Source organism: Pseudomonas sp. Cab53 (genome assembly GCF_018325965.1).
Classification (GTDB): domain Bacteria; phylum Pseudomonadota; class Gammaproteobacteria; order Pseudomonadales; family Pseudomonadaceae; genus Aquipseudomonas; species Aquipseudomonas chlororaphis_E.
Genome location: NZ_AP021902.1, coordinates 3,221,634 through 3,240,747 on the forward strand (window position 1 = coordinate 3,221,634; position 19,114 = coordinate 3,240,747).

Consider the following 19,114-nt stretch of genomic DNA (forward strand, 5'->3'; position numbering starts at 1 on the left):
TCAGAACCGCCGCAACAGGCCGCCCAGGAACAACTGGTCGACCCAGAACACCTGGTGCAACAGCACGATGCACCAGAACACCAACTGGAACGAGACCTTACGGGTCTTGTGGCGGAACACCTGCTGGGCCAACAGGGCACCGGGCCAACCGCCCGCCAGTTCCACGGCGTGCAGCACGTTTTCCGGGGTACGCCAGGCATCGGCGCGAGCCTTGCGCTTGTCGCGCCAATACAGCACGAACGCCACTGCGCTGACGACGCCATAGGCCACCAGGGGCACCCACGACTCCGCCCGCAGCGCCAGCGTTAGCGAGCCGAACAGCGGCAAGGCACACAGCAACGCGAACACCACCAGTTTGAGCCGCCAGTGCTGGACCGCGCCATTGGTGGTGCGCTTGCGGGTGCCTGAATCGTTCATGGCTGGGCGGCAGACCAGTCCACCCAACCGAACTGCCAGGTGGCCAGGATCAACAGGCCGAAGGCAATCCGGTACCAGGCGAACACCGCGTAGCTGTGGCTGGCGATGAAACGCAGCAAGGCCTTGACGGCGATCATGGCGAAGATGAACGCGGTGACGAAGCCGATGGCAAACACCGGGAAATCCGCCGGGACGAACAATTCACGGTACTTGTAGCCCGAATAGACGGCGGCGCCGACCATGGTGGGCATTGCCAGGAAGAACGAGAACTCGGTCGCGGTCTTGCGCGAGAGGCCGAACAGCAACCCGCCAATGATGGTGGCGCCGGAACGGGAGGTGCCGGGAATCATCGCGATGCACTGGGCCAGGCCAACCTTCAAGGCGTCCTTCCAGGTGATGTCGTCTACCGTTTCGGCGTGCACCCGATGCTGACGCTTCTCGGCCCAGAGCATCACCAGGCCGCCCACCACCAACGCCGCGGCGACCGTGATCGGGTTGAACAGGTAATGGTGAATCCAGTCGGCCAGCAACACGCCCAGCACCACCGCCGGCAAGAAGGCGATCAGCAGGTTGGCGGTAAACCGACGCGCACTCGGCTGGGTCGGCAAGCCCAGCACGACGTCAAAGATTTTTTGCCGGAATTCCCAGACCACCGCCAGGATCGCGCCGAGCTGGATGATGATGTTGAACGCCATGGAGCGCTCGCCACCAAAGTCCAGCAAGTCGGCGACCACGATCTGGTGCCCGGTGCTGGAAATCGGCAGGAACTCCGTCAAGCCTTCTACCACGCCAAGAATCAGTGCCGAAAAGGCGGTCCACAAATCCATTCATCCCCCAAAAAAGCCCTGTCTGCCAGGGTCTCATCAAAATTAAAGTGTCAGGCAGGTGCCCGCAGCGGGTGCACGATAACTGCGACCGCTCAAAAAAAACCAATGAAACATCAACTCAGGCTCAGGTTTTGCGCCGCGGGGCCGAAATCCTATCAGACAAGCCCGAATAACGCTGCCGCGTTATGGGGTTAGAAAAGTCAGGCGATACCGACGGATGCTCGAGCCCCGCCGGTCGTTGCTGACAAGAATAAGAAAACTGGAGTGACAGCGTATGAATAGCTTGCGCAATGTGTCGATCAGCCGACGCTTATGGCTCATCCTGGTCGTGGCCATCGTGATGCTGTTCACGTTGGGCGCCTTGATGCTCAAACAGATCCATTACGATCTGTACCAGGCCAAGGTACAGAAGACCCAGCACGTGGTGCAGACCGCCAGTGGCGTGCTGAGCTATTACCATGGCCTGGAAACCGCCGGCACGCTGACCCGCGAAGCGGCACAGAAACAGGCGCTCAGCGCCGTGCGCGGCCTGCGCTACAACGACACCGATTATTTCTGGATCAATGACCTGACGCCGGTCATGGTCATGCACCCGACCAACCCGAAACTCGAAGGCCAGAACCTCTCGGCGATCCGCGACCCGAACGGTTTTGCCCTGTTCAACGAAATGGTCGCCATCGCCAAGTCCAAGGGCGCGGGCATGGTGGATTACCTCTGGCCGAAGCCGGGCGCCGATGCCCCGGTGGGCAAGACTTCCTACGTCAAACTGTTCGAGCCTTGGGGCTGGGTGATCGGCTCGGGGGTATACGTGGACGACGTGGCCGCGGAATTCCGCGCCCAGTTGATCAAGGCGTCGCTGGTCGGCCTGGGGATCACCCTGATCATGGCCGTGCTGTTGACGCTGATCGTGCGCAGCATCGTGCGGCCCTTGCAGGAGACGGTGAACGCCATGGCGAACATCGCCAGCGGCGAAAGCGACCTGACCCGCACCCTCGACACCCACGGCCAGGACGAAGTCACGCAACTGGCCCGGCACTTCAACGCCTTTACCGCCAAGCTGCGCCAGGTGGTGAGCCAGTTGCAGGCCTCGGCCAGTGCCCTGGGGCAATCCTCCAACGAGTTGGGCAGCGACGCCGCACAGGCCCAGGAACGCAGCCAGCAGCAGTCGCAGCAAATGGAACTGGTGGCCACGGCGATCAACCAGGTCACCTATGGCGTGCAGGACGTGGCGAAGAACGCCGAACATGCCGCCAGCGAAATGCGCGACGCCGAATCCCAGGCGCAGCAGGGCCAGGTGAACATCGACGGCAGCTTGCAGCAGATCGATCGACTGTCCCAGACCATCGACCAGGCGGTGGAGGTGATCCGCACCCTGGCCAGCGAAAGCACCCAGATTGGCAGCGTCCTGGAGGTGATCCGTTCGATTGCCGAGCAAACCAACCTGCTGGCCCTCAACGCCGCGATCGAGGCCGCCCGCGCCGGCGAACAGGGCCGCGGTTTTGCGGTGGTGGCCGATGAAGTGCGGCTGCTGGCGCAACGCACGCAGAAATCCACGGCCGAGATCCAGGCGATGATCGAGCGCTTGCAGAACCATTCCGAAGCCGCGGTCAAGGTCATCAGCGACAGCAGCCGGGCCTCGCAACTGACCATCGAACAGGCCGGCCTGGCGGGCGCCAGCCTCAACGCGATCGGCCAGGCCCTGCGCAACCTCAACAGCCTGAACGCCTCCATCGCCAGCGCGACCTTGCAACAGGCCCATGTGGTGGAAGACATCAACCAGAACGTCACCCAGGCTGCCGGCCTGTCCCACAGCACCGCCGTGGCCGCCGAACAGTCGAGCCTGGCGAGCACCCGGCTCAAGGCGTTGAGTGAGCAATTGAACGGATTGCTCACGCAGTTCCGCGTTTAACCGGTAGACCGTCTTCGCGAGCAAGCTCGCTCCCACAAGGGATCTACGGTGAGCACAAATCCTGTGTCCGCCAAGGATCAACCTGTGGGAGCGGGCTTGCTCGCGAACGCTCCAGCATTGAAGTTGGAGCTGCCCCCGCCATACCGTTTACAATCGCCGCCCTCTTCCACTTCCCCAAGGAACCACCATGTCCGGGCTCGAACTGTTTGCCGCGGCCCTCGGTGTGATCGCTGTCTGGTTGACCGTCAAGCAGAACCCCTGGTGCTGGCCGATCGGCCTGGTCATGGTGTTGCTGTACAGCTGGATTTTCTACGACGTGAAGTTGTATTCCGACATGTTGCTGCAGGTGATCTACGCCGTGCTGCAGCTCTACGGCTGGTGGCAATGGACCCGCGCCGGGCAGGCCCATGAAGGCCGTCAGGTCACGCGCCTGCAAGCGCCGTCGGTGTGGCTAGGCCTGGGCATCGGTGCGGCGGGAAGCCTGGTATTGGGCGCGGCCATGGCCCACTGGACCGACGCCGCGCAGCCCTGGCTCGACGCCGCATTGACCGGTTTCAGCCTGGTGGCCCAGTGGTGGATGGCGCAGAAACGCGTGCAATGCTGGCCGCTGTGGATCGCCCTGGACTGCATTTTCGTCGCCCTGTTCATCTACAAGGGCCTGTACCTGACCGCCGCCTTGTACGCGCTGTTCACCCTCCTGGCCGTGCAAGGCTGGCGGGAATGGCGTGCCGACCCGGCGCTGCGCGCATGAAAGTGGTCGTGCTGACGGGCCCGGAATCCAGCGGCAAGAGCTGGCTGGCCGAGCAGTTGCAGACGCACTTCGGCGGCCTGCGGGTGGACGAGTATGTCCGCCATTTCATGGAGCAGAACCCACGCGACACCTGCCTGGCCGACATCCCCGAGATCGCCACCGGGCAACTGGCCTGGGAGGACGCCGCCCGAGCCCGCCAGCCGGCGCTGCTGATCCTCGACACGCACCTGCTGAGCAACATCCTCTGGAGCCAGACCCTGTTCGGAGATTGCCCGACCTGGCTCGAACCGGCGTTGCTGAGCCGCCATTACGACCTGCACCTGCTGCTGAGCCCCGAGCAGGTCGAATGGACCGGCGACGGCTTGCGCTGCCAGCCGGAACTCGCCGAACGCATGGCCTTTTTCGAGGCGATCGAGCATTGGCTGGTTCGCCATGGGCAGCCCTACCAGTTGATCGAAGGCAACTGGGCGCAACGCCAGGAACGGGTTTTCGCCGTCGTAACCCAGTTGCTCCACCCGGATGTGTTGCATCCCTGAAACACCTCCCCCACGCCAACCCCGCCTGCAAAGCCGCTTCATCCAACGGTCATCAGGGTTGTAAAGCCGCTGAAACACCCCGCTGAAAGGCTGGATCCAGAGCCCTGGGACAGCGGGACGCAGCCTGATGGACACGGGCATTGTCTCAGCGCTGAAACAGCTGCCCTCCGCCGTGCCGCTTCGCTGACGACAACCCATTGAATCCAAAGCCGTTTCAAAACACGGCACAACACCTGCTCTGCACCACTTCGCAACGCTGGACCAGGGCCAGCCCACCGAAGAAGGAATCGCCGTCGTGGGGACTTTCGAAAGAAGTTTGACCTGTCTGCTGTTGATCGGCTGCGCCACCAGCGCAACCCTCAGCCCGCCGGTGCAGGCCGAAGGCAACGGCGTCATTGTGCTCAGCCGTGACGTGCAACCCATTCCCATCGGTCGCAATGGCGGCAAAGACCCCTACCCGACCACCGTCAATGCCAACCCATCCGAACGAATCCATCAGGTGACCACCAGCACCGAGCTGAGCGATGGCGAGTTCGCCAGCGTCGCCAGCGGCTCGTCGATCCGCGGCACCGTCACCCCGAACACCGGCATGCAGGGCCTGAACGTGGTGACCAACCCCAACGGCATGCCCGGCATGAGTGCCGGTCACGGCGGCGGCAGCGGCGGCGCGATCTCCGGCACCATCAACCGCTCGCTCAGCTCCGGCCTGGCCCCATTGGGTCGGCTGGCGGGAGGCCAATGAGATGAAGCCCGTCCTTTGCCTGCTGGCCTTGCTCGGCTCCTCCATCGCCCTTGCCGACCCAGGCGTGGCGGTGGTCAACAGCGCCAATCTGCAGGACTCCGGCAGTCGCTACACCGGCAACCTCAACATCAACCAGGCGGCCGGCGACCAGACCCAGCAGACCAATACCCGGGCCATTGCCATTGGCACCGACGCCCAGGCCACCACCACCGTACGCCAGCGTCTCGACACGCCGGCCAACCCGAACATGAACGCCACCGCCCGTATCGGCGGCAACGCATTCACCCATGGCGACGGCGTGCTGGGCGTCAACCAGTCCGCCGGGGCCAACAACCAGATGGCCAATGTCATGCGAGTGGGCATCAGTGCCCACCCGCAGAGCATTGATGACAGCGCCCTTTCCCAACAGAACGTGGCGTTGCTACCGAACTCAGGAGCAACTGGCGCCCCAACCGGCAGTCGCCAGGTCGTAACCAGCGACCAGGCCTTCACCGGCAGCCGAGGGGTGATTCAGGTGAACCAGAGTGCCGGGGTGGGGAACCACATGGCCAACACCCTGAGCATCCGGGTCGCTGACTGACCCGGCGCAGTGTGCATAAGAAAGTACCGACACTTAACCAACGACACGCAAGGAGAAACACTATGAAACCTACAATGGCACTCAAACCATTGGTTTTCGCTCTCGCCGCTGTCATGGCCATGGCCGCGCAGGCTGGCGGTAACGATAACAATCACGGCAATGGACATGGCAATGGGCACGGCCATGGCAACCATGGCCAACAAGGTCCGACGCTGGATCAAATGCTCTCCATCAGTGCCGGCGCTGGGGCTACGGTGCTGGACGAGCAGAACAGCGACGGCAACGTGGTGACCAACCAGGCCACCCGCAACACCGCTGACGCCAAGGACTCGCTCAATGGCAGCAACGGCAACATGGGCGCCAACGTCGCAGGTGGCGACGGTAACCAGCAGGACAATGCCGCCGCCCTGGCCACCGCTGACGAAAGCTTCATCTTTGGCTCGGCCGTCGCCATGTCCAGTGCTACCCAGGTCAATAACAACAACTACGTCAAGAACAACTCCACCCAAAACAATGCCTCGCTCACCAACGCGGGCAACAACGGCTCCGGCAACATCGGCATCAACGTAACCGCCGGCAACTTCAACCAACAGAAAAACAACCTGGCCATCGCCGTTTCCGGCGGTCGCGTCGCCCAAGCCTCGGCGTCGGCCGACCAGACCTCCACCGGCCTGGAAGTGGACAACAAAGGCGTGCGGACCTACAAGACCGACACCCTCACCAGCACCTACAGCGCCTCCGGTACGTTCAAGGCAAAAGGCAGCGGCACCGCCGAAGACGACAATCATGGCGGCTGGGACAACAAGGGCGGCGGTTATGGCGGCGGCCACGACGACGACAAGTTCAAGTTCAGCGCCGTGGGCACCTTCGACCTGGCCGGCAGCAACACCCAGCAGGTGTTGACCCGCGATGGCTGGAAAAACCCTGTGATCAACAACGCCACCATGAGCAACTCCATGAACGGCTTCTCCGGTAACGGTGGCGCCAACGTGTCGGCCGGCGTGGGTAACCAGCAGAGCAACTCGCTGTCCATTGCCGCCGGCTGCAAGGCTTGCATGTAGATGCGCATGAAATGAAGCCCCCGGAACCGGTCGTGCTAGCCATTCACGGGATTTGAAATGGGCCCGTGGCGAGGGAGCTTGCTCCCTGGCCACAGGGTTCACAAAGACCTTGAGCCAATAGCGTTGTCCACGAACGGGGCTTTTTTTCCACGACTCCCCAGGCGTATCGATCATGCGTGCAATGGCCCTTTCCCTGCTGCTTTGCATGGCTTGCGTGGCTGAGGCCGCGCAGATGCCGGTGGCCGCCCTGCCTGGCGGCATGTTGGTCTTCAAGCCGGTGCAAAGCGTGCGCGAGCGCAAATTCAGCGACATCGTCGAGCAGAAAACCGATTTCAGCTGCGGTGCCGCCGCGCTGGCCACGGTACTGCGCCAGGCCTATTGGCTGGATGTCGATGAAGAACACGTCATCAAGGGCATGCTGGTCAATGCCGACCAGAACCTGGTCCGCACCCAGGGGTTTTCCATGCTCGACATGAAACGCTACGTGGAAACCATCGGGATGCGCGCCCGAGGCTACCGGATACCGCCCGAAAAACTCGAAGCGGTGACCATTCCGGTGGTGGTGCTGATGGAAATACGCGGCTACAAGCACTTCGTGGTATTGCAGCGCGCCGACAAGCAATGGGTCTATATCGCCGACCCGGTGCTGGGCCATAAACGCTACGCCCAGGAAGATTTCGTCAAGGGCTGGAACGGCATCGTCTTTGCCATCGTCGGGCCAGGCTACGACAAGACCAATGCGTTGCGCAGCCCTCCGCAACCGCTGACGGCACGTAACAAGCTGGACGGGTTCAACCCGGTCAGGGATGCAGAACTGATGGATTTCGGCTTCATACAGAGCGACTTCTTTTAATCGCCGACCAACGCCAACATAACGACAATAAGGAGCAGGACGCTCCGGGAGCAGTACATGAAAACGTCACATTGGCTGACGCTGGCCTGCCTGGCCGCGTCAGTCCCGGCCCATGCCTATGCCGGATTCAAACCCATCGAAGTCAAGGATCAGGAGCTTGCCGAACTGCGCGGCCGGTATGTCATGCCCGGCCGGATCATCAGCTTTGGCATCGTCATGAGCAGCACCTGGCGCAACGCCAGTGGCGACCTGATCGGCGCCAGCAGTTCGATGCAGATCCAGGCCGCCACCATCAAGCCCGAATTCTACGTCTCCACCATCAAGCAGACCGGCAACGGCAGCGTCCCGGACCAGGGCGGCGGCAACATCACCGGTGGCGCAGGCCTTGGCACGGGCCAGGGCGTGACCCAGAGCGTACGCGCTGCCGGCGACGGCAACACCGCGTACAACAACGTCGACATCAATGTGAAGGAGAGCAGCCAGGCACCTGCCCTGGCACCCGCCCAGGGCCAGTTGCTGACGCGCGGCCAGACCATCAGCGGCAGCAACGCCGCCGGCAGCGTCGCGGTCACGGCCACCAGCAGTGGCGTGCAGATGGCGATCCAGGCCAGTCACAACCAGGGCAGCAGCCTGCAACAAGTCGCCCAGGGCGGGCTGTTGCAGAACACCCGCCTGCTGGGCAACAGCAACCTGGTCAGCAACATGACCCAGCTCAACGTGGTGCTGAACAACAACGGCCCCAGCGCCGGAGCGCTGGACTGCAACCTGACCCAATTGCGTGGCCTGCGTAACCTCGGTTATTGAACTACGCTGCCTTTCAACCACTGGGCAAATAGGGACGACATTTTCATGTATCGATCCGTATCGTTGCGCGCTGTGATGTGTTTGAGCACGTTGTTCCCGGCAACCTTGCTACACGCGGCGCCGGATGCGGACATCGAGGCCCTGAAACAGGAACTTCTCGAGCTCAAGCAACGGTACGAGGTCCAGCAAAAGGCCCTGGCGGTGCTCGAACAGCGGGTGCGCCAGGTGGAGGACCAGCCCGCCGCCCCACAACCCAAGCGCCTGGCCAAGTCGCCGGCCGACATGAAGGGCAATCAGAGCGTGGCCGGCAACGGTGCGACGACCGCCGGCGGCAGTGGCTACGGTCAATCCCTGGCCGATGACTCGCAACCGGCGCAAAGCGTCTCCAACCTCTATGACGAGGCCAGCGGCTTCTTCGGCGGCGGCAAGTTCAGTTTCGAGACCGGCGTGACTTACTCGCGCTACGACACCCGGCAACTGATTCTCAATGGTTTCCTGGCACTGGATTCGATATTCCTGGGCAACATCAACCTCGACCGGATCAAGGCCGACACCTGGACGCTGGACCTCACCGGGCGCTACAACTTCGACAATCGCTGGCAGTTCGACCTCAATGTACCGGTGATCTACCGCGAGTCCACCTACCAGTCGGGTGGGGCCAATCAAGGCGCGGCCGGTGTGACCAGCGAAGAAACCGTGACCCGCGACCCCACTATCGGTGACGTCAACTTCGGCATCGCCTACAAGTTCATGGACGAGTCGGTCAACAGCCCCGACGCCGTGGTCACCCTGCGGGTCAAGGCGCCCACCGGCAAGGATCCGTTCGGCATCAAGCTGCGCCAGTCCCAGGCCAACACCAACCTGTTCGTGCCTGAAGACCTGCCCACCGGCAACGGCGTCTGGTCGATCACCCCGGGCCTCTCGCTGGTCAAGACCTACGACCCGGCGGTGCTGTTCGGCAGCCTGTCCTATACGCACAACCTTGAAGAATCGTTCGACGACATCAGCTCCACCGTCAACCAGAAGACCCCGGGCAAGGTGCGCATCGGCGACAGCTTCCAGATCGGCGCCGGCATCGCCTTTGCCCTGAACGAGAAGATGAGCATGTCGTTCTCGGTCTCGGACCTGATCCAGAAGAAAAGCAAGCTCAAGGAGGACGGCGGGGACTGGCAATCGGTGGTCTCCAGTGACGCCAACGCCGGCTACTTCAACATCGGCATGACCGTCGCCGCCACCGACAACCTGACCATCGTGCCGAACCTGTCCATCGGGCTCACCGACGACGCGCCGGACTTCACCTTCAGCCTGAAATTTCCGTATTACTTCTAGGTAGTGTCCCCAGTGGAAGCGAGCAGGCGCGCTCCCACTGCCTATCGCCTATAGGTTCCGGGAGGGTTCAGCGGATCTGATGCTTGTGCAGCAACCGATAGAACGTTGGCCGGGACACGCCCAGTACCCTGGCCGCGACGCTGAGGTTGTCGCTGTGGCGATTGAGCACGTCACTCAATGCCTGGCGCTCGGCACGGGTCTTGTAGTCTTCGAGGGTGCCCATGGGGGCGACCACCCCCTGGGGGCTGGCCAGGCCGAGGTCATGGGCCTCGATCTGTCGCCCTTCGGCCAGCACCAGCCCGCGCCGGACCCGGTTGGCCAACTCCCGCACGTTGCCGGGCCAGTCATGCATGCCCATCGCCACCAACGCATCCTCGCTGAAGCTGCGGGGCCGGCGCCCGGTTTCCTGGCTATAGAAATGGGAAAAATGACTGGCCAGCATCGCCAGGTCGCCATGGCGCTCGCGTAGCGGTGCCATGACCACCTGCAACACGTTCAAGCGATAGTACAAGTCCTCGCGAAACCGCTTGAGCCCGATGGCCGCTTCAAGGTCCACATGGGTGGCCGCCAGGATCCGCACGTCCACCGCGATGGGCTGGCTGCCACCGACCCGCTCGATGTGCCGCTCCTGCAAGAAGCGCAGCAAGTTGGCCTGCAACTCCAGCGGCAGGTCGCCAATTTCATCGAGAAACAAGGTGCCGCCATGGGCCGCCTCGATTCGCCCAATCTTGCGCTGGTGCGCACCGGTGAAAGCGCCCTTCTCATGGCCGAACAACTCGGACTGGATCAGGTGTTCCGCAATGGCCCCGCAGTTGATCGCAATGAAGGGCTTGTTGCGTCGGTGGGATTGGAAATGCAGGGTGCGCGCGACCAACTCCTTGCCGGTGCCGCTCTCGCCGCGAATCAGCACTGGAGACTCGGTGGGCGCCAGCTTGCCCAACAACTTGCGCAGTTCCCGGATCGGTTTGCTATCACCCAGCAATTCATGTTCAGGCTGGTCGATGTGTATCGAACCTTGCCCACGCAACCGCGCCATGCCGAACGCCCGCCCCAGGGTGACCTGCACGCGGGAGACGTCGAAGGGCAAGGTGTGGAAGTCAAAAAACCATTCGCAGACAAAGTCACCGACGTTCTGCAGGCGCAACACTTCCTGGTTGAGCACGGCGATCCATTCGGCCCCGCTGCGGCTGATCAATTCCTTGACCGCTTCCGGGCGCTCCAAGTGAAACGGCTGCAATCGCAACAGGCCGACATCACAGGTGCGATCGCCGGCGTGTTCGAGGGCACAGCTGTCCACGTCCCAGCCGATGGACCGAAGGCCGGGCAATAGACGATGACAATCGTCGCAGGGATCAACCACGAGCAGACGACGCGACGTACTGGCTTCGAGCATGACTGATCCTTGGCGCCAAAATAAGGAAATGTGATTAGAAACAGTCGTTTGGCAAACCTGCATGTAACAGTAGCAAGAAGTTGACACACCCTTGTATCAATTGATTATCGAAACCGCACAAAACTGGTTATAAGCGCGATTCTAATTAACGAATCCGTCATTAATTCTTTCACCACGCTTTCAAACAAAAGCCATAACGCCGGGTCTGAAAGAAAATCGAAATTTATTCAACAATTGTGTGACCCGCCCCCGGGTTCGGAACATCAGTACAAGTATCCAGCCGCACGGTACGCCCAACCGCCGGCACATCATTTGATTGGGCACCTTTTAAGAGAAGACGCCATGAACGCCCCGCTCCGTATCAACGAAGCTCTTTTGATTGCCGACCGCGCATTCCGTCCCTTCCAGTGCGTGGCCTGGGCCCCACAAGACGGTAACGGCGAACTCAGCCTGACCGTCATCGACCGCACCAATACCCACATCGGTCGCACCCAGATTCCAAGCAGTGCCTATACCGACCCGGCCCAACTGGCCAACTTGTTGAAACAAGCCCGCGCCGAATTGAGCCAGGAAGGCTATAAGTTGCAGTCCTGGTCCATGCCGGAATAACTCGCAGCCAGCGCTATTTATGGTGGCAGGCTTGGCACTGGATCAGAAAGCCATCGTTATGGCACGAAACGCCCCTGCATCTGCTGGACCTGACAGTTGTGCACTTTCACATTCAGGGTTTGAATGTTGCCTTCATGCCGTCGTCGCCCTTTCGGGGCGTTCGACGCACAAGGAGAGGCATGCATGCCCGATCAATCCGCATTGGCGTTTTCCAAGGCTGCGGCTCACGCAGGGCAACTTGACCCAGGCTTTGCCGACAACGGCAAAGCCTGGGTTCATTTCGAGGGCAGTACGTCGAGCCTGCTCACCGGGCTGACCCTGGACCGCGCCGGTCGGGCCTTGGTAGCCGCCCGGGTCGAGACCGCCCAGGGCACCCGGTTCGGGCTCGCCCGCCTCAACCAGGACGGCTCCACCGATCCGGGCTTCGGGACGGGCGGCAGCGTGATCGGCTCGTTCGAGAACGGCTTCGACGCCACCGCAGGCAAAGTGATCGAGTTGCCCGACGGACAGATCCTGCTCTGCGGCCTGCACTACGAAAGTAACGACCACACCCTCCCCGCCCTGGCGTTGTTCGATCGGCAAGGCCGCGCCGTGCCTGGATTCGGCAACGCCGGCCGACGGATCGTCCGGCTGTGCGGCAACCTTTCCCAAGGCCTGCGCGACCCTTGGCTACCGCCGGGGGTGCCCGGCCTTGAAGCCTGTGACATGCAAGTGCAGGCCGATGGCCGGATACTCCTGCTGGCCAATCATCACTTCCAACTGTCCGACCATGTCGGCGTGCTGATCCGACTCCTACCGGATGGCGAACTGGACAATACCTTCAACGGACGCGGCTTTGTGATGGTCCGCCGCCTGCTGAAAAACACCTGGTTGGGCTGCCTGACGCTCCAGGCCGATGGCCACATCCTCGTCGGCGGGGCCATCGACCTGCCCCAGCATGGCCTGATCGCGCGCTACGACACCCACGGCAACCTCGACAGCGGCTTTGGCGACGCAGGCTTCCTGTCCATCCTGGCCCAGGACCACAGCGTGATGGTCAGCCAGATCGTCGAACATGCAAACGGCGACCTGCAGGCGTTTGGCAGCAGTCGCGACCCGATGCACAGCCTGTCCCTGAAAGTGTGCCGCGATGGCGTACCGGATCACCACAGCAACCAGGGCCAATGCCGACTGTTGGAAATCGGTCGCGGCGCCAGCCAATGGACGGCTGCCCAGGTCCAGGCGGATGGAAAACTGTTGACCGCCGGCGCCACCCTCGGCGGTATCGAAGCCGACTTCGTACTGGCCCGGCATTTGCCGGACGCCAGCCTCGACCCGGATTTCGGCGAAGGCAACGGCTGGGTTCGCACGCGCTTGGGCTACAGCCTGGACACCGCGACCGGGTTGGCGGTGCAACCCGACGGAAAAATCCTGGTGGGCGGCTATTCACTCAACGGCAGCTACCGTGCGGTGGTGGCCCGGTATTGGGCCTGAGCCCCGTCGCATTTGAAGGACATTTGCTTCTGCGCTTGATATTGCGCATGTGTTACGGCAAGTTGCGCGCTTCTAATTAAAAGGAGCAGCCGATGTCCGGTCCAATGGCTCAGGCTTTCGCGCACAATTTTCTGGGGCATTCCCCACGCTGGTACAAGGCGTGCATCATCACCTTCCTGATTCTCAACGCCGTGGTGCTGTGGACGCTGGGCCCGGTCGTTGCCGGCTGGATGTTGGTGGTGGAATTCATCTTCACCCTCGCCATGGCCCTCAAGTGCTACCCGCTGATGCCCGGTGGCCTGCTGCTGGTCGAGGCCCTGCTGCTGGGCATGACCACGCCCAAGGCGCTGTACGACGAACTGCTGCACAACTTTCCGGTCATCCTGCTGCTGATGTTCATGGTGGCCGGCATCTATTTCATGAAAGACCTGCTGCTGTTCCTGTTCTCACGCCTGCTCCTGGGCGTGCGTTCCAAGGCGCTGCTGGCGCTGATGTTCTGCTTTCTCTCGGCGTTCCTGTCGGCCTTTCTCGATGCCCTGACCGTCACCGCTGTGATCATCAGCGCCGCGGTGGGCTTTTATTCGGTGTATCACCGCGTGGCCTCGGGCAACGATCCGCGCCAGGACAGCAGCGTCGATGAAGACCACGCCCTGCCTACCTTGCACCACGAAGACCTCGAGCAGTTCCGGGCCTTCTTGCGCAGCCTGCTGATGCATGGCGCCGTCGGCACCGCGCTGGGCGGCGTCTGCACCCTGGTGGGCGAGCCGCAGAACCTGTTGATCGGCCATGAGATGGGTTGGCATTTTGTCGAGTTTTTCGTGAAGGTCGCGCCGGTCTCGCTGCCGGTGCTGGTTGCCGGGCTGGTGACCTGCGTGGCGCTGGAAAAGCTGCGCCGGTTCGGCTACGGCACATTGCTGCCGGATAACGTGCGGGCGGTGCTGGCCGACTACGCCGAGCAGGACAACCGCGAGCGCACCTCACGCCAAAGGGCGGCGCTGATCGTCCAGGGCATCGCCGCGCTGATCCTGATCGTAGGACTGGCGCTGCACATCGCTGAAGTCGGCCTGATCGGCCTGATGGTGATCGTGCTGATCACTGCGTTCACCGGCATCACCGACGAGCACCGTCTTGGCAATGCATTCAAGGACGCCATGCCGTTCACTGCACTGCTGGTGGTGTTTTTTGCGGTGGTGGCGGTCATTCATGACCAGCAACTGTTCACGCCCTTGATCCAATGGGTGCTGGCCCTGCCCGCCGACCAGCAACCGGGCATGCTGTTCATCGCCAACGGCCTGCTATCGGCCATCAGCGACAACGTGTTCGTCGCAACCATCTACATCACCGAAGTGAAGCAGGCCTTCATATCTGGCCACATGAGCCGCGAACAGTTCGAAACCCTGGCGGTGGCCATCAACACTGGCACCAACCTGCCCAGCGTCGCCACCCCCAACGGCCAGGCCGCGTTCCTGTTCCTGCTGACCTCGGCGATTGCCCCGCTGATTCGCCTGTCCTATGGCCGCATGGTCTGGATGGCACTGCCCTATACCGTGGTAATGGGCGGGCTGGGTTGGTATGCAGTGACCTACTGGCTGTAACTGAAGAAAGACTGTGGGAGCGGGCTTGCCCGCGAAGGCGGTGGGCCAGTCGACACCTTCATCGACTGCCCCACCCTTTTCGCGAGCAAGCTCGCACAAGTGTGCTTGGGGTTATCGGGGCAGGATGTAGCGTTCGATTGCCAAGGCCGCACCGTCTTCGGTGTTGGCGGCGGTGACGACATCGGCCTGGCGCCGGATCGCTTCTTCCGCTTGCCCCATGGCAATCGACAAGCCTGCACGATGGAACATCGCCGGGTCGTTGCCTCCATCGCCCATGGCGGCGGTCTGCTCCAGCGGCACGCCGAGGAAATCGGCCAGTGTCGCCAACGCTTCACCCTTGTTGGCCTTGAGCGCCGTGACGTCCAGGTAGATCGGCTGCGAACGCGACACCTGGGCCTGGCCGTTGAGCAGCGGGTGCAGGCGCGCCTCCAGCTCCACCAGCAAATCAGTGTTGGCGCTGGTGGCGACGATCTTGTCGATGCGTTCCAGGTAAGGCTCGAAGCTCTCGACCTGCACCGGCGGATAGCCCAGGCCGCGGGTTTCCACCGGGACCATCGGCCCGTGGGCATCGCGCACCAGCCAATCGCCGTCGGCAAATACCCAGGCCTCAATGCCAGGCTGATCGGCGTACAACGCCAGGGTGGTCCGCGCTACCTCGGGCGGCAGGTAGTGCACCGCGAGGAAACTGCCGTCCGGATGCACCAGCGTGCCGCCATTGAACGCCGCGGTGGGCAGGTCGACACCCAGGGCCTCGATGTATTGCAGCATCGCCCGGGGCGGCCGACCGGTGGCGAGGCTGAACAACACGCCGGCCTCGCGCAAAGAACGCACGGCTTCGATGGTACGTTGGTTGAGGCTGTGGTCGGGCAGCAACAGAGTGCCGTCCATGTCACTGAGCAGGAAGCGGATGGGGCGTTTCAACGGCTCGCTCATCCGAGGCCGTGCCAGACGCGACCATCGCGTGTCAGCAGGTCATCGGCCGCGGCCGGCCCGTCTTCCCCGGCCTTGTACGGCTGGAACGTCGCGTCCTGCTGCCAGGCGTCGAGGAACGGCTGCACCGCGCGCCAACCATTTTCAATATTGTCGGCACGCTGGAACAGCGTTTGATCGCCCGTCAGGCAATCGTAGATCAGGGTTTCGTAACCCGTGGACGGCTGCATTTCGAAGAAGTCCTTGTAGGCAAAGCCCAATTCTATGTTTGCCATGTCGAGGGCCGGGCCGGGCCGCTTGGCCAACAGGTCGAACCACATGCCTTCGTTGGGCTGAATCTGGATTCTCAGGTACGTAGGTTGCAATTCGTCGACGTCGGTGTCGCGAAACTGCGCATAAGGCGCCGGCTTGAAGCAAATGACGATTTCCGTGTCACGCACGCTCATGCGCTTGCCGGTGCGCAGGTAGAACGGCACGCCCACCCAACGCCAGTTATCGATCATCACCTTGAGGGCGACGTAGGTTTCGGTGGTGCTGTCGGCCGCCACGTTGGCTTCTTCGCGATAGCCGTTGACCGCCTTACCGCCCAGTTCACCGGCGGTGTACTGGCCGCGCACCGAGTTGGCGCGGGCCTGCTCCACCGACCACGGCCGGATCGCACCCACGACCTTGGCCTTCTCGCCCCGCACCGCATCCGCGCCGAAGGCCGCCGGCGGCTCCATGGCCACCATCGCCAGCAGTTGGAACAGGTGGTTGGGCACCATGTCCCGCAGGGCGCCGGTGCGTTCATAGAAACTGCCACGGGTTTCCACGCCGACGGTTTCGGCCGCGGTGATCTGGACGTGGTCGATGTAGTGGTTGTTCCAGAACGCCTCGAACAGGCTGTTGGAGAAACGGCTGACCAGAATGTTCTGCACCGTTTCCTTGCCCAGGTAATGGTCGATCCGGTAGATCTGTTTTTCGCTCATGACCTTGAGCAGGCAGGCATTCAGCGATTCAGCGGTGCGCAGGTCGGAGCCGAACGGCTTTTCGATCACCACGCGCCGGAACGCATCCGGCTGCTCCTGAAGCAGCCCGGCCGCACCGAGGCGGCTGACCACCTCGCTGAAGAAGCGCGGCGCGGTCGCCAGGTAGAAGACCGCGTTGCCGGTGCCGCTGGCGGCGATTTTCGCCGCCAGCGCGTCATAGGTGCTGTCATCGAGAAAGTCACCCTGCACGTAGCTGATGCCTTGCGCCAGGCTGGCCCAGCGCTGCGGGTCGAGCGCGTGTTCGGCGTCGCCGCCTTTGCTCGCCGCTTCGCTGCGAATGAACGCCTCCAGCTTGCTGGCGAAGTCCGCATCGCTGATGGCGTTATGGTCAACTCCAACGATCCGCAGCCCATCTCCCAGCAGGCCGTCACGACTCAAGTGGTACAGCGCCGGCATCAGCAGGCGCTTGACCAGATCGCCATGGGCGCCGAACAGGAACAACGTGGTCGGCGGTGCAGGTTCTGCCTTGGATTTGCTGCCGATCGCGGTCATTTTTTCGGTGTCTCCACGTGGCCGCCAAAGCCGAAGCGCATGGCCGAGAGCATCTTGTCGCCATAGGTGCTCTGCTGGCGCGAGCGGAAACGGGCGAACAACGAGCTGGAGAGCACCGGCACCGGCACCGCCTGCTCGATGGCGGCCTCGATGGTCCAGCGCCCTTCGCCGCTGTCGGCGACCTCGCCGGAGAAGCCATCGAGTTTCGGATCGCTGGCCAGGGCGTCGGCGGTCAGGTCCAGCAACCAGGACGACACCACGCTGCCGCGACGCCAGACCTCGGCGATATCGGAGACGTTCAAGTCGAAACGCTGCTCTGGAGGCAGGCTTTCGCTGGATTTGGTCTTGAGGATGTCAAACCCTTCGGCAAAGGCCTGCATCATGCCGTACTCGATGCCGTTGTGGATCATCTTGACGAAATGCCCGGCGCCCGCGGGGCCCGCGTGGATGTAGCCGCGTTCGGCACGGTCGTCGTCGGACTTGCGGTCGCGAGTCCGTGGGATATCGCCCATGCCCGGCGCCAGGCTGTCGAACAGCGGGTCCAGGCGCTTCACCACTTCGGCGTCACCGCCGATCATCATGCAGTAGCCGCGCTCCAGGCCCCACACGCCGCCGGAGGTGCCGACGTCGATGTAGTTCAGGCCCTTCTCCAGCAGGGCGTGGGCCCGGCGGATGTCGTCCTTGTAGTACGTGTTACCGCCGTCGATGATCACGTCGCCCGGCTCCAGCAGGCCGCTGAGCACGGTAATGGTGTCTTCGGTCGGCGCACCGGCCGGCAGCATGACCCAGACCGCCCTTGGCGCCTCAAGGGCGGCCACCAGCGCTGGCAGGTCCGCGACGCCAGTGGCGCCTTCCTGGCTGAGATTTTCGACGAACGCAGCGTTGCGGTCGTAGACCACGGTGGTGTGCCCATTGAGCATCAGGCGCCGCGCAATATTGCCGCCCATGCGGCCCAGTCCAATAATCCCGAGTTGCATGTGCTGATGCTCCCTACTACAAATAAAGGTAAGTCAAAGGTTTAGCTCAAAAGACAGTTGGGGGTTAGTCCAGAGCATTGCTGCATAGTTTCCGGGTAATTTGAGCGATCACAAGGGATAACGCTCCAATCCCGGCCAAAGACACAGCGACCATGAAAAATAAAAAAGTTCCAATCACAAGCAAAAGAAATCAGAATCGGCGCCGATAGTAGAGGTGTCGACCAAAATGCTGGCGACATCTCTATAGTTGATGTACGCCATTTGCGAGGTGAGCAATGGGCCCAGTCGTTACCGCACGTCCTCCCCAAACCCTTTATGTGACCATTCGTCGCGATGAATTGCGCCTTCTCAAGGAAGAGCGTGATCTGCTGCTAGATGAAGTGACGCAGTTGCGCATGCAGTTGCAGCACGCACAGCTGTCCCACCAGAACCAGGCTGTGGCGCGGTAAGCGTCCCAGAGGCACGGCATCAGGAAGGGACATTGGGCAACCCGGTGTCCTTCCCATGAAAAACAGCCCTCCCTCGTGTGGCAGGGCTTTGTGAAGCCACCTTGTGGGAGCCTGCTCCCACAAGCCTGATCCTCGTCCCCTTCCCTCCGATATCCGCCACCGCGGGAGCGAGCCAGCCTGCGGAAACCGCGTTCGCGTGAAACTCAGTGGCGGCTGAACCAACACCTTCGCGAGCAGGCCCGTCTTCACGGGAAGGCGCCCTCCTTGCGCACCTAAGTCAGCATTTTGTAACCAAAAAACTCACGAAGTTTTCACAAGCGGCTCGCGATACTGCCGACCTTTAGGGTTGCTCGGCGTGT

At 62.3% G+C, this 19,114-nt stretch carries 19 protein-coding genes; 13 read left to right on the forward strand and 6 right to left on the reverse strand.

Annotated features, from left to right (window positions below; translation table 11 throughout):
- Positions 1 to 417, reverse strand: a complete 417-nt coding sequence (locus KI241_RS14000) for a DUF1294 domain-containing protein (protein WP_212802605.1) — start codon at positions 415 to 417, stop codon at positions 1 to 3.
- Positions 414 to 1,244 (reverse strand): undecaprenyl-diphosphate phosphatase, encoded by an 831-nt coding sequence (locus KI241_RS14005; RefSeq protein WP_042732651.1) that lies wholly within the window; start codon positions 1,242 to 1,244, stop codon positions 414 to 416. The genes KI241_RS14000 and KI241_RS14005 overlap by 4 nt, the downstream gene beginning before the upstream one ends.
- Before the next feature lie 274 nt (positions 1,245 to 1,518).
- Here KI241_RS14005 and KI241_RS14010 point away from each other — a divergent pair, with 274 nt between their 5' ends.
- From KI241_RS14010 to KI241_RS14050, 9 genes are all read left to right on the forward strand, one after another.
- Entirely contained in the window at positions 1,519 to 3,153 is a 1,635-nt protein-coding gene (locus KI241_RS14010) for a methyl-accepting chemotaxis protein (protein WP_047738740.1), read from the forward strand.
- A gap of 187 nt (positions 3,154 to 3,340) precedes the next feature.
- Entirely contained in the window at positions 3,341 to 3,904 is a 564-nt protein-coding gene (pnuC, locus tag KI241_RS14015) for a nicotinamide riboside transporter PnuC (RefSeq protein WP_042732649.1), read from the forward strand.
- Positions 3,901 to 4,440, forward strand: coding sequence for an AAA family ATPase (locus KI241_RS14020; protein ID WP_042732648.1), 540 nt, complete (start codon positions 3,901 to 3,903; stop codon positions 4,438 to 4,440). The genes pnuC and KI241_RS14020 overlap by 4 nt, the downstream gene beginning before the upstream one ends.
- 295 nt (positions 4,441 to 4,735) lie before the next feature.
- A complete protein-coding gene (locus KI241_RS14025; RefSeq protein ID WP_047738741.1) occupies positions 4,736 to 5,182 on the forward strand; it encodes a hypothetical protein in 447 nt (148 codons plus the stop codon).
- A 1-nt stretch (position 5,183) separates the two neighbouring features.
- Entirely contained in the window at positions 5,184 to 5,762 is a 579-nt protein-coding gene (locus KI241_RS14030; RefSeq protein ID WP_047738743.1) for a hypothetical protein, read from the forward strand.
- Positions 5,763 to 5,824: 62 nt separating this feature from the next.
- The gene (locus KI241_RS14035) at positions 5,825 to 6,823 is read left to right on the forward strand and encodes a hypothetical protein (RefSeq protein ID WP_047738745.1); all 999 of its coding nucleotides are present in this window, start codon (positions 5,825 to 5,827) and stop codon (positions 6,821 to 6,823) included.
- 172 nt (positions 6,824 to 6,995) lie between these two features.
- Entirely contained in the window at positions 6,996 to 7,676 is a 681-nt protein-coding gene (locus KI241_RS14040; RefSeq protein WP_042730468.1) for a C39 family peptidase, read from the forward strand.
- 57 nt (positions 7,677 to 7,733) lie between these two features.
- Positions 7,734 to 8,480 (forward strand): hypothetical protein, encoded by a 747-nt coding sequence (locus tag KI241_RS14045; protein WP_212802606.1) that lies wholly within the window; start codon positions 7,734 to 7,736, stop codon positions 8,478 to 8,480.
- 45 nt (positions 8,481 to 8,525) lie between these two features.
- Positions 8,526 to 9,809 carry a transporter gene (locus KI241_RS14050; RefSeq protein WP_042730466.1) on the forward strand — a complete coding sequence of 428 codons (1,284 nt, stop codon included), beginning with the start codon at positions 8,526 to 8,528 and terminating at the stop codon, positions 9,807 to 9,809.
- A gap of 67 nt (positions 9,810 to 9,876) precedes the next feature.
- Here the strand turns inward: KI241_RS14050 and KI241_RS14055 are convergent, their stop codons facing one another.
- On the reverse strand, positions 9,877 to 11,202 hold the full coding sequence (locus KI241_RS14055) for a sigma-54 dependent transcriptional regulator (RefSeq protein WP_042730465.1): 1,326 nt from the start codon (positions 11,200 to 11,202) through the stop codon (positions 9,877 to 9,879).
- Positions 11,203 to 11,544: 342 nt separating this feature from the next.
- On the opposite strand from KI241_RS14055, the gene KI241_RS14060 reads away from it, so the two are divergent.
- The 3 genes from KI241_RS14060 to nhaB all read left to right on the forward strand — a co-directional run bounded on the left by KI241_RS14060 (position 11,545) and on the right by nhaB (position 14,879).
- The gene (locus KI241_RS14060; RefSeq protein ID WP_003181216.1) at positions 11,545 to 11,811 is read left to right on the forward strand and encodes a hypothetical protein; all 267 of its coding nucleotides are present in this window, start codon (positions 11,545 to 11,547) and stop codon (positions 11,809 to 11,811) included.
- A 183-nt stretch (positions 11,812 to 11,994) separates the two neighbouring features.
- Entirely contained in the window at positions 11,995 to 13,284 is a 1,290-nt protein-coding gene (locus KI241_RS14065) for a delta-60 repeat domain-containing protein (RefSeq protein ID WP_212802607.1), read from the forward strand.
- A gap of 92 nt (positions 13,285 to 13,376) precedes the next feature.
- A complete protein-coding gene (gene nhaB / locus KI241_RS14070; RefSeq protein ID WP_212802608.1) occupies positions 13,377 to 14,879 on the forward strand; it encodes a sodium/proton antiporter NhaB in 1,503 nt (500 codons plus the stop codon).
- A 111-nt stretch (positions 14,880 to 14,990) separates the two neighbouring features.
- On the opposite strand, the gene KI241_RS14075 is transcribed toward nhaB, so the two are convergent.
- From KI241_RS14075 to gnd, 3 genes are read right to left on the reverse strand one after another with little or no spacing between them, the layout of a single operon-like run.
- Positions 14,991 to 15,812, reverse strand: a complete 822-nt coding sequence (locus KI241_RS14075; RefSeq protein WP_123579098.1) for a Cof-type HAD-IIB family hydrolase — start codon at positions 15,810 to 15,812, stop codon at positions 14,991 to 14,993.
- Complete coding sequence (zwf, locus tag KI241_RS14080; RefSeq protein WP_042730461.1) at positions 15,809 to 17,329, reverse strand: glucose-6-phosphate dehydrogenase; 1,521 nt, start codon at positions 17,327 to 17,329, stop codon at positions 15,809 to 15,811. The genes KI241_RS14075 and zwf overlap by 4 nt, the downstream gene beginning before the upstream one ends.
- The gene (gene gnd / locus KI241_RS14085) at positions 17,326 to 18,306 is read right to left on the reverse strand and encodes a phosphogluconate dehydrogenase (NAD(+)-dependent, decarboxylating) (protein ID WP_212802609.1); all 981 of its coding nucleotides are present in this window, start codon (positions 18,304 to 18,306) and stop codon (positions 17,326 to 17,328) included. The genes zwf and gnd overlap by 4 nt, the downstream gene beginning before the upstream one ends.
- 275 nt (positions 18,307 to 18,581) lie before the next feature.
- Here gnd and KI241_RS14090 point away from each other — a divergent pair, with 275 nt between their 5' ends.
- Complete coding sequence (locus tag KI241_RS14090; protein ID WP_172679699.1) at positions 18,582 to 18,755, forward strand: DUF6026 family protein; 174 nt, start codon at positions 18,582 to 18,584, stop codon at positions 18,753 to 18,755.
- The last annotated feature ends 359 nt before the right edge of the window (positions 18,756 to 19,114 follow it).

Excerpts from the sequence above, each read along its gene's own strand:
- KI241_RS14075 (WP_123579098.1), bottom strand. The coding sequence starts at position 15,812 with ATGAGCGAGCCGTTGAAACGCCCCATCCGCTTCCTGCTCAGTGACATG.
- gnd (WP_212802609.1), bottom strand. The coding sequence starts at position 18,306 with ATGCAACTCGGGATTATTGGACTGGGCCGCATGGGCGGCAATATTGCG.
- KI241_RS14040 (WP_042730468.1), top strand. The coding sequence starts at position 6,996 with ATGCGTGCAATGGCCCTTTCCCTGCTGCTTTGCATGGCTTGCGTGGCT.
- KI241_RS14060 (WP_003181216.1), top strand. The coding sequence starts at position 11,545 with ATGAACGCCCCGCTCCGTATCAACGAAGCTCTTTTGATTGCCGACCGC.
- zwf (WP_042730461.1), bottom strand. The coding sequence starts at position 17,329 with ATGACCGCGATCGGCAGCAAATCCAAGGCAGAACCTGCACCGCCGACC.
- KI241_RS14005 (WP_042732651.1), bottom strand. The coding sequence starts at position 1,244 with ATGGATTTGTGGACCGCCTTTTCGGCACTGATTCTTGGCGTGGTAGAA.
- KI241_RS14045 (WP_212802606.1), top strand. The coding sequence starts at position 7,734 with ATGAAAACGTCACATTGGCTGACGCTGGCCTGCCTGGCCGCGTCAGTC.
- KI241_RS14050 (WP_042730466.1), top strand. The coding sequence starts at position 8,526 with ATGTATCGATCCGTATCGTTGCGCGCTGTGATGTGTTTGAGCACGTTG.
- KI241_RS14030 (WP_047738743.1), top strand. The coding sequence starts at position 5,184 with ATGAAGCCCGTCCTTTGCCTGCTGGCCTTGCTCGGCTCCTCCATCGCC.
- KI241_RS14035 (WP_047738745.1), top strand. The coding sequence starts at position 5,825 with ATGAAACCTACAATGGCACTCAAACCATTGGTTTTCGCTCTCGCCGCT.
- KI241_RS14055 (WP_042730465.1), bottom strand. The coding sequence starts at position 11,202 with ATGCTCGAAGCCAGTACGTCGCGTCGTCTGCTCGTGGTTGATCCCTGC.
- KI241_RS14020 (WP_042732648.1), top strand. The coding sequence starts at position 3,901 with ATGAAAGTGGTCGTGCTGACGGGCCCGGAATCCAGCGGCAAGAGCTGG.
- KI241_RS14090 (WP_172679699.1), top strand. The coding sequence starts at position 18,582 with ATGGGCCCAGTCGTTACCGCACGTCCTCCCCAAACCCTTTATGTGACC.
- nhaB (WP_212802608.1), top strand. The coding sequence starts at position 13,377 with ATGTCCGGTCCAATGGCTCAGGCTTTCGCGCACAATTTTCTGGGGCAT.
- KI241_RS14065 (WP_212802607.1), top strand. The coding sequence starts at position 11,995 with ATGCCCGATCAATCCGCATTGGCGTTTTCCAAGGCTGCGGCTCACGCA.
- KI241_RS14000 (WP_212802605.1), bottom strand. The coding sequence starts at position 417 with ATGAACGATTCAGGCACCCGCAAGCGCACCACCAATGGCGCGGTCCAG.
- KI241_RS14010 (WP_047738740.1), top strand. The coding sequence starts at position 1,519 with ATGAATAGCTTGCGCAATGTGTCGATCAGCCGACGCTTATGGCTCATC.
- pnuC (WP_042732649.1), top strand. The coding sequence starts at position 3,341 with ATGTCCGGGCTCGAACTGTTTGCCGCGGCCCTCGGTGTGATCGCTGTC.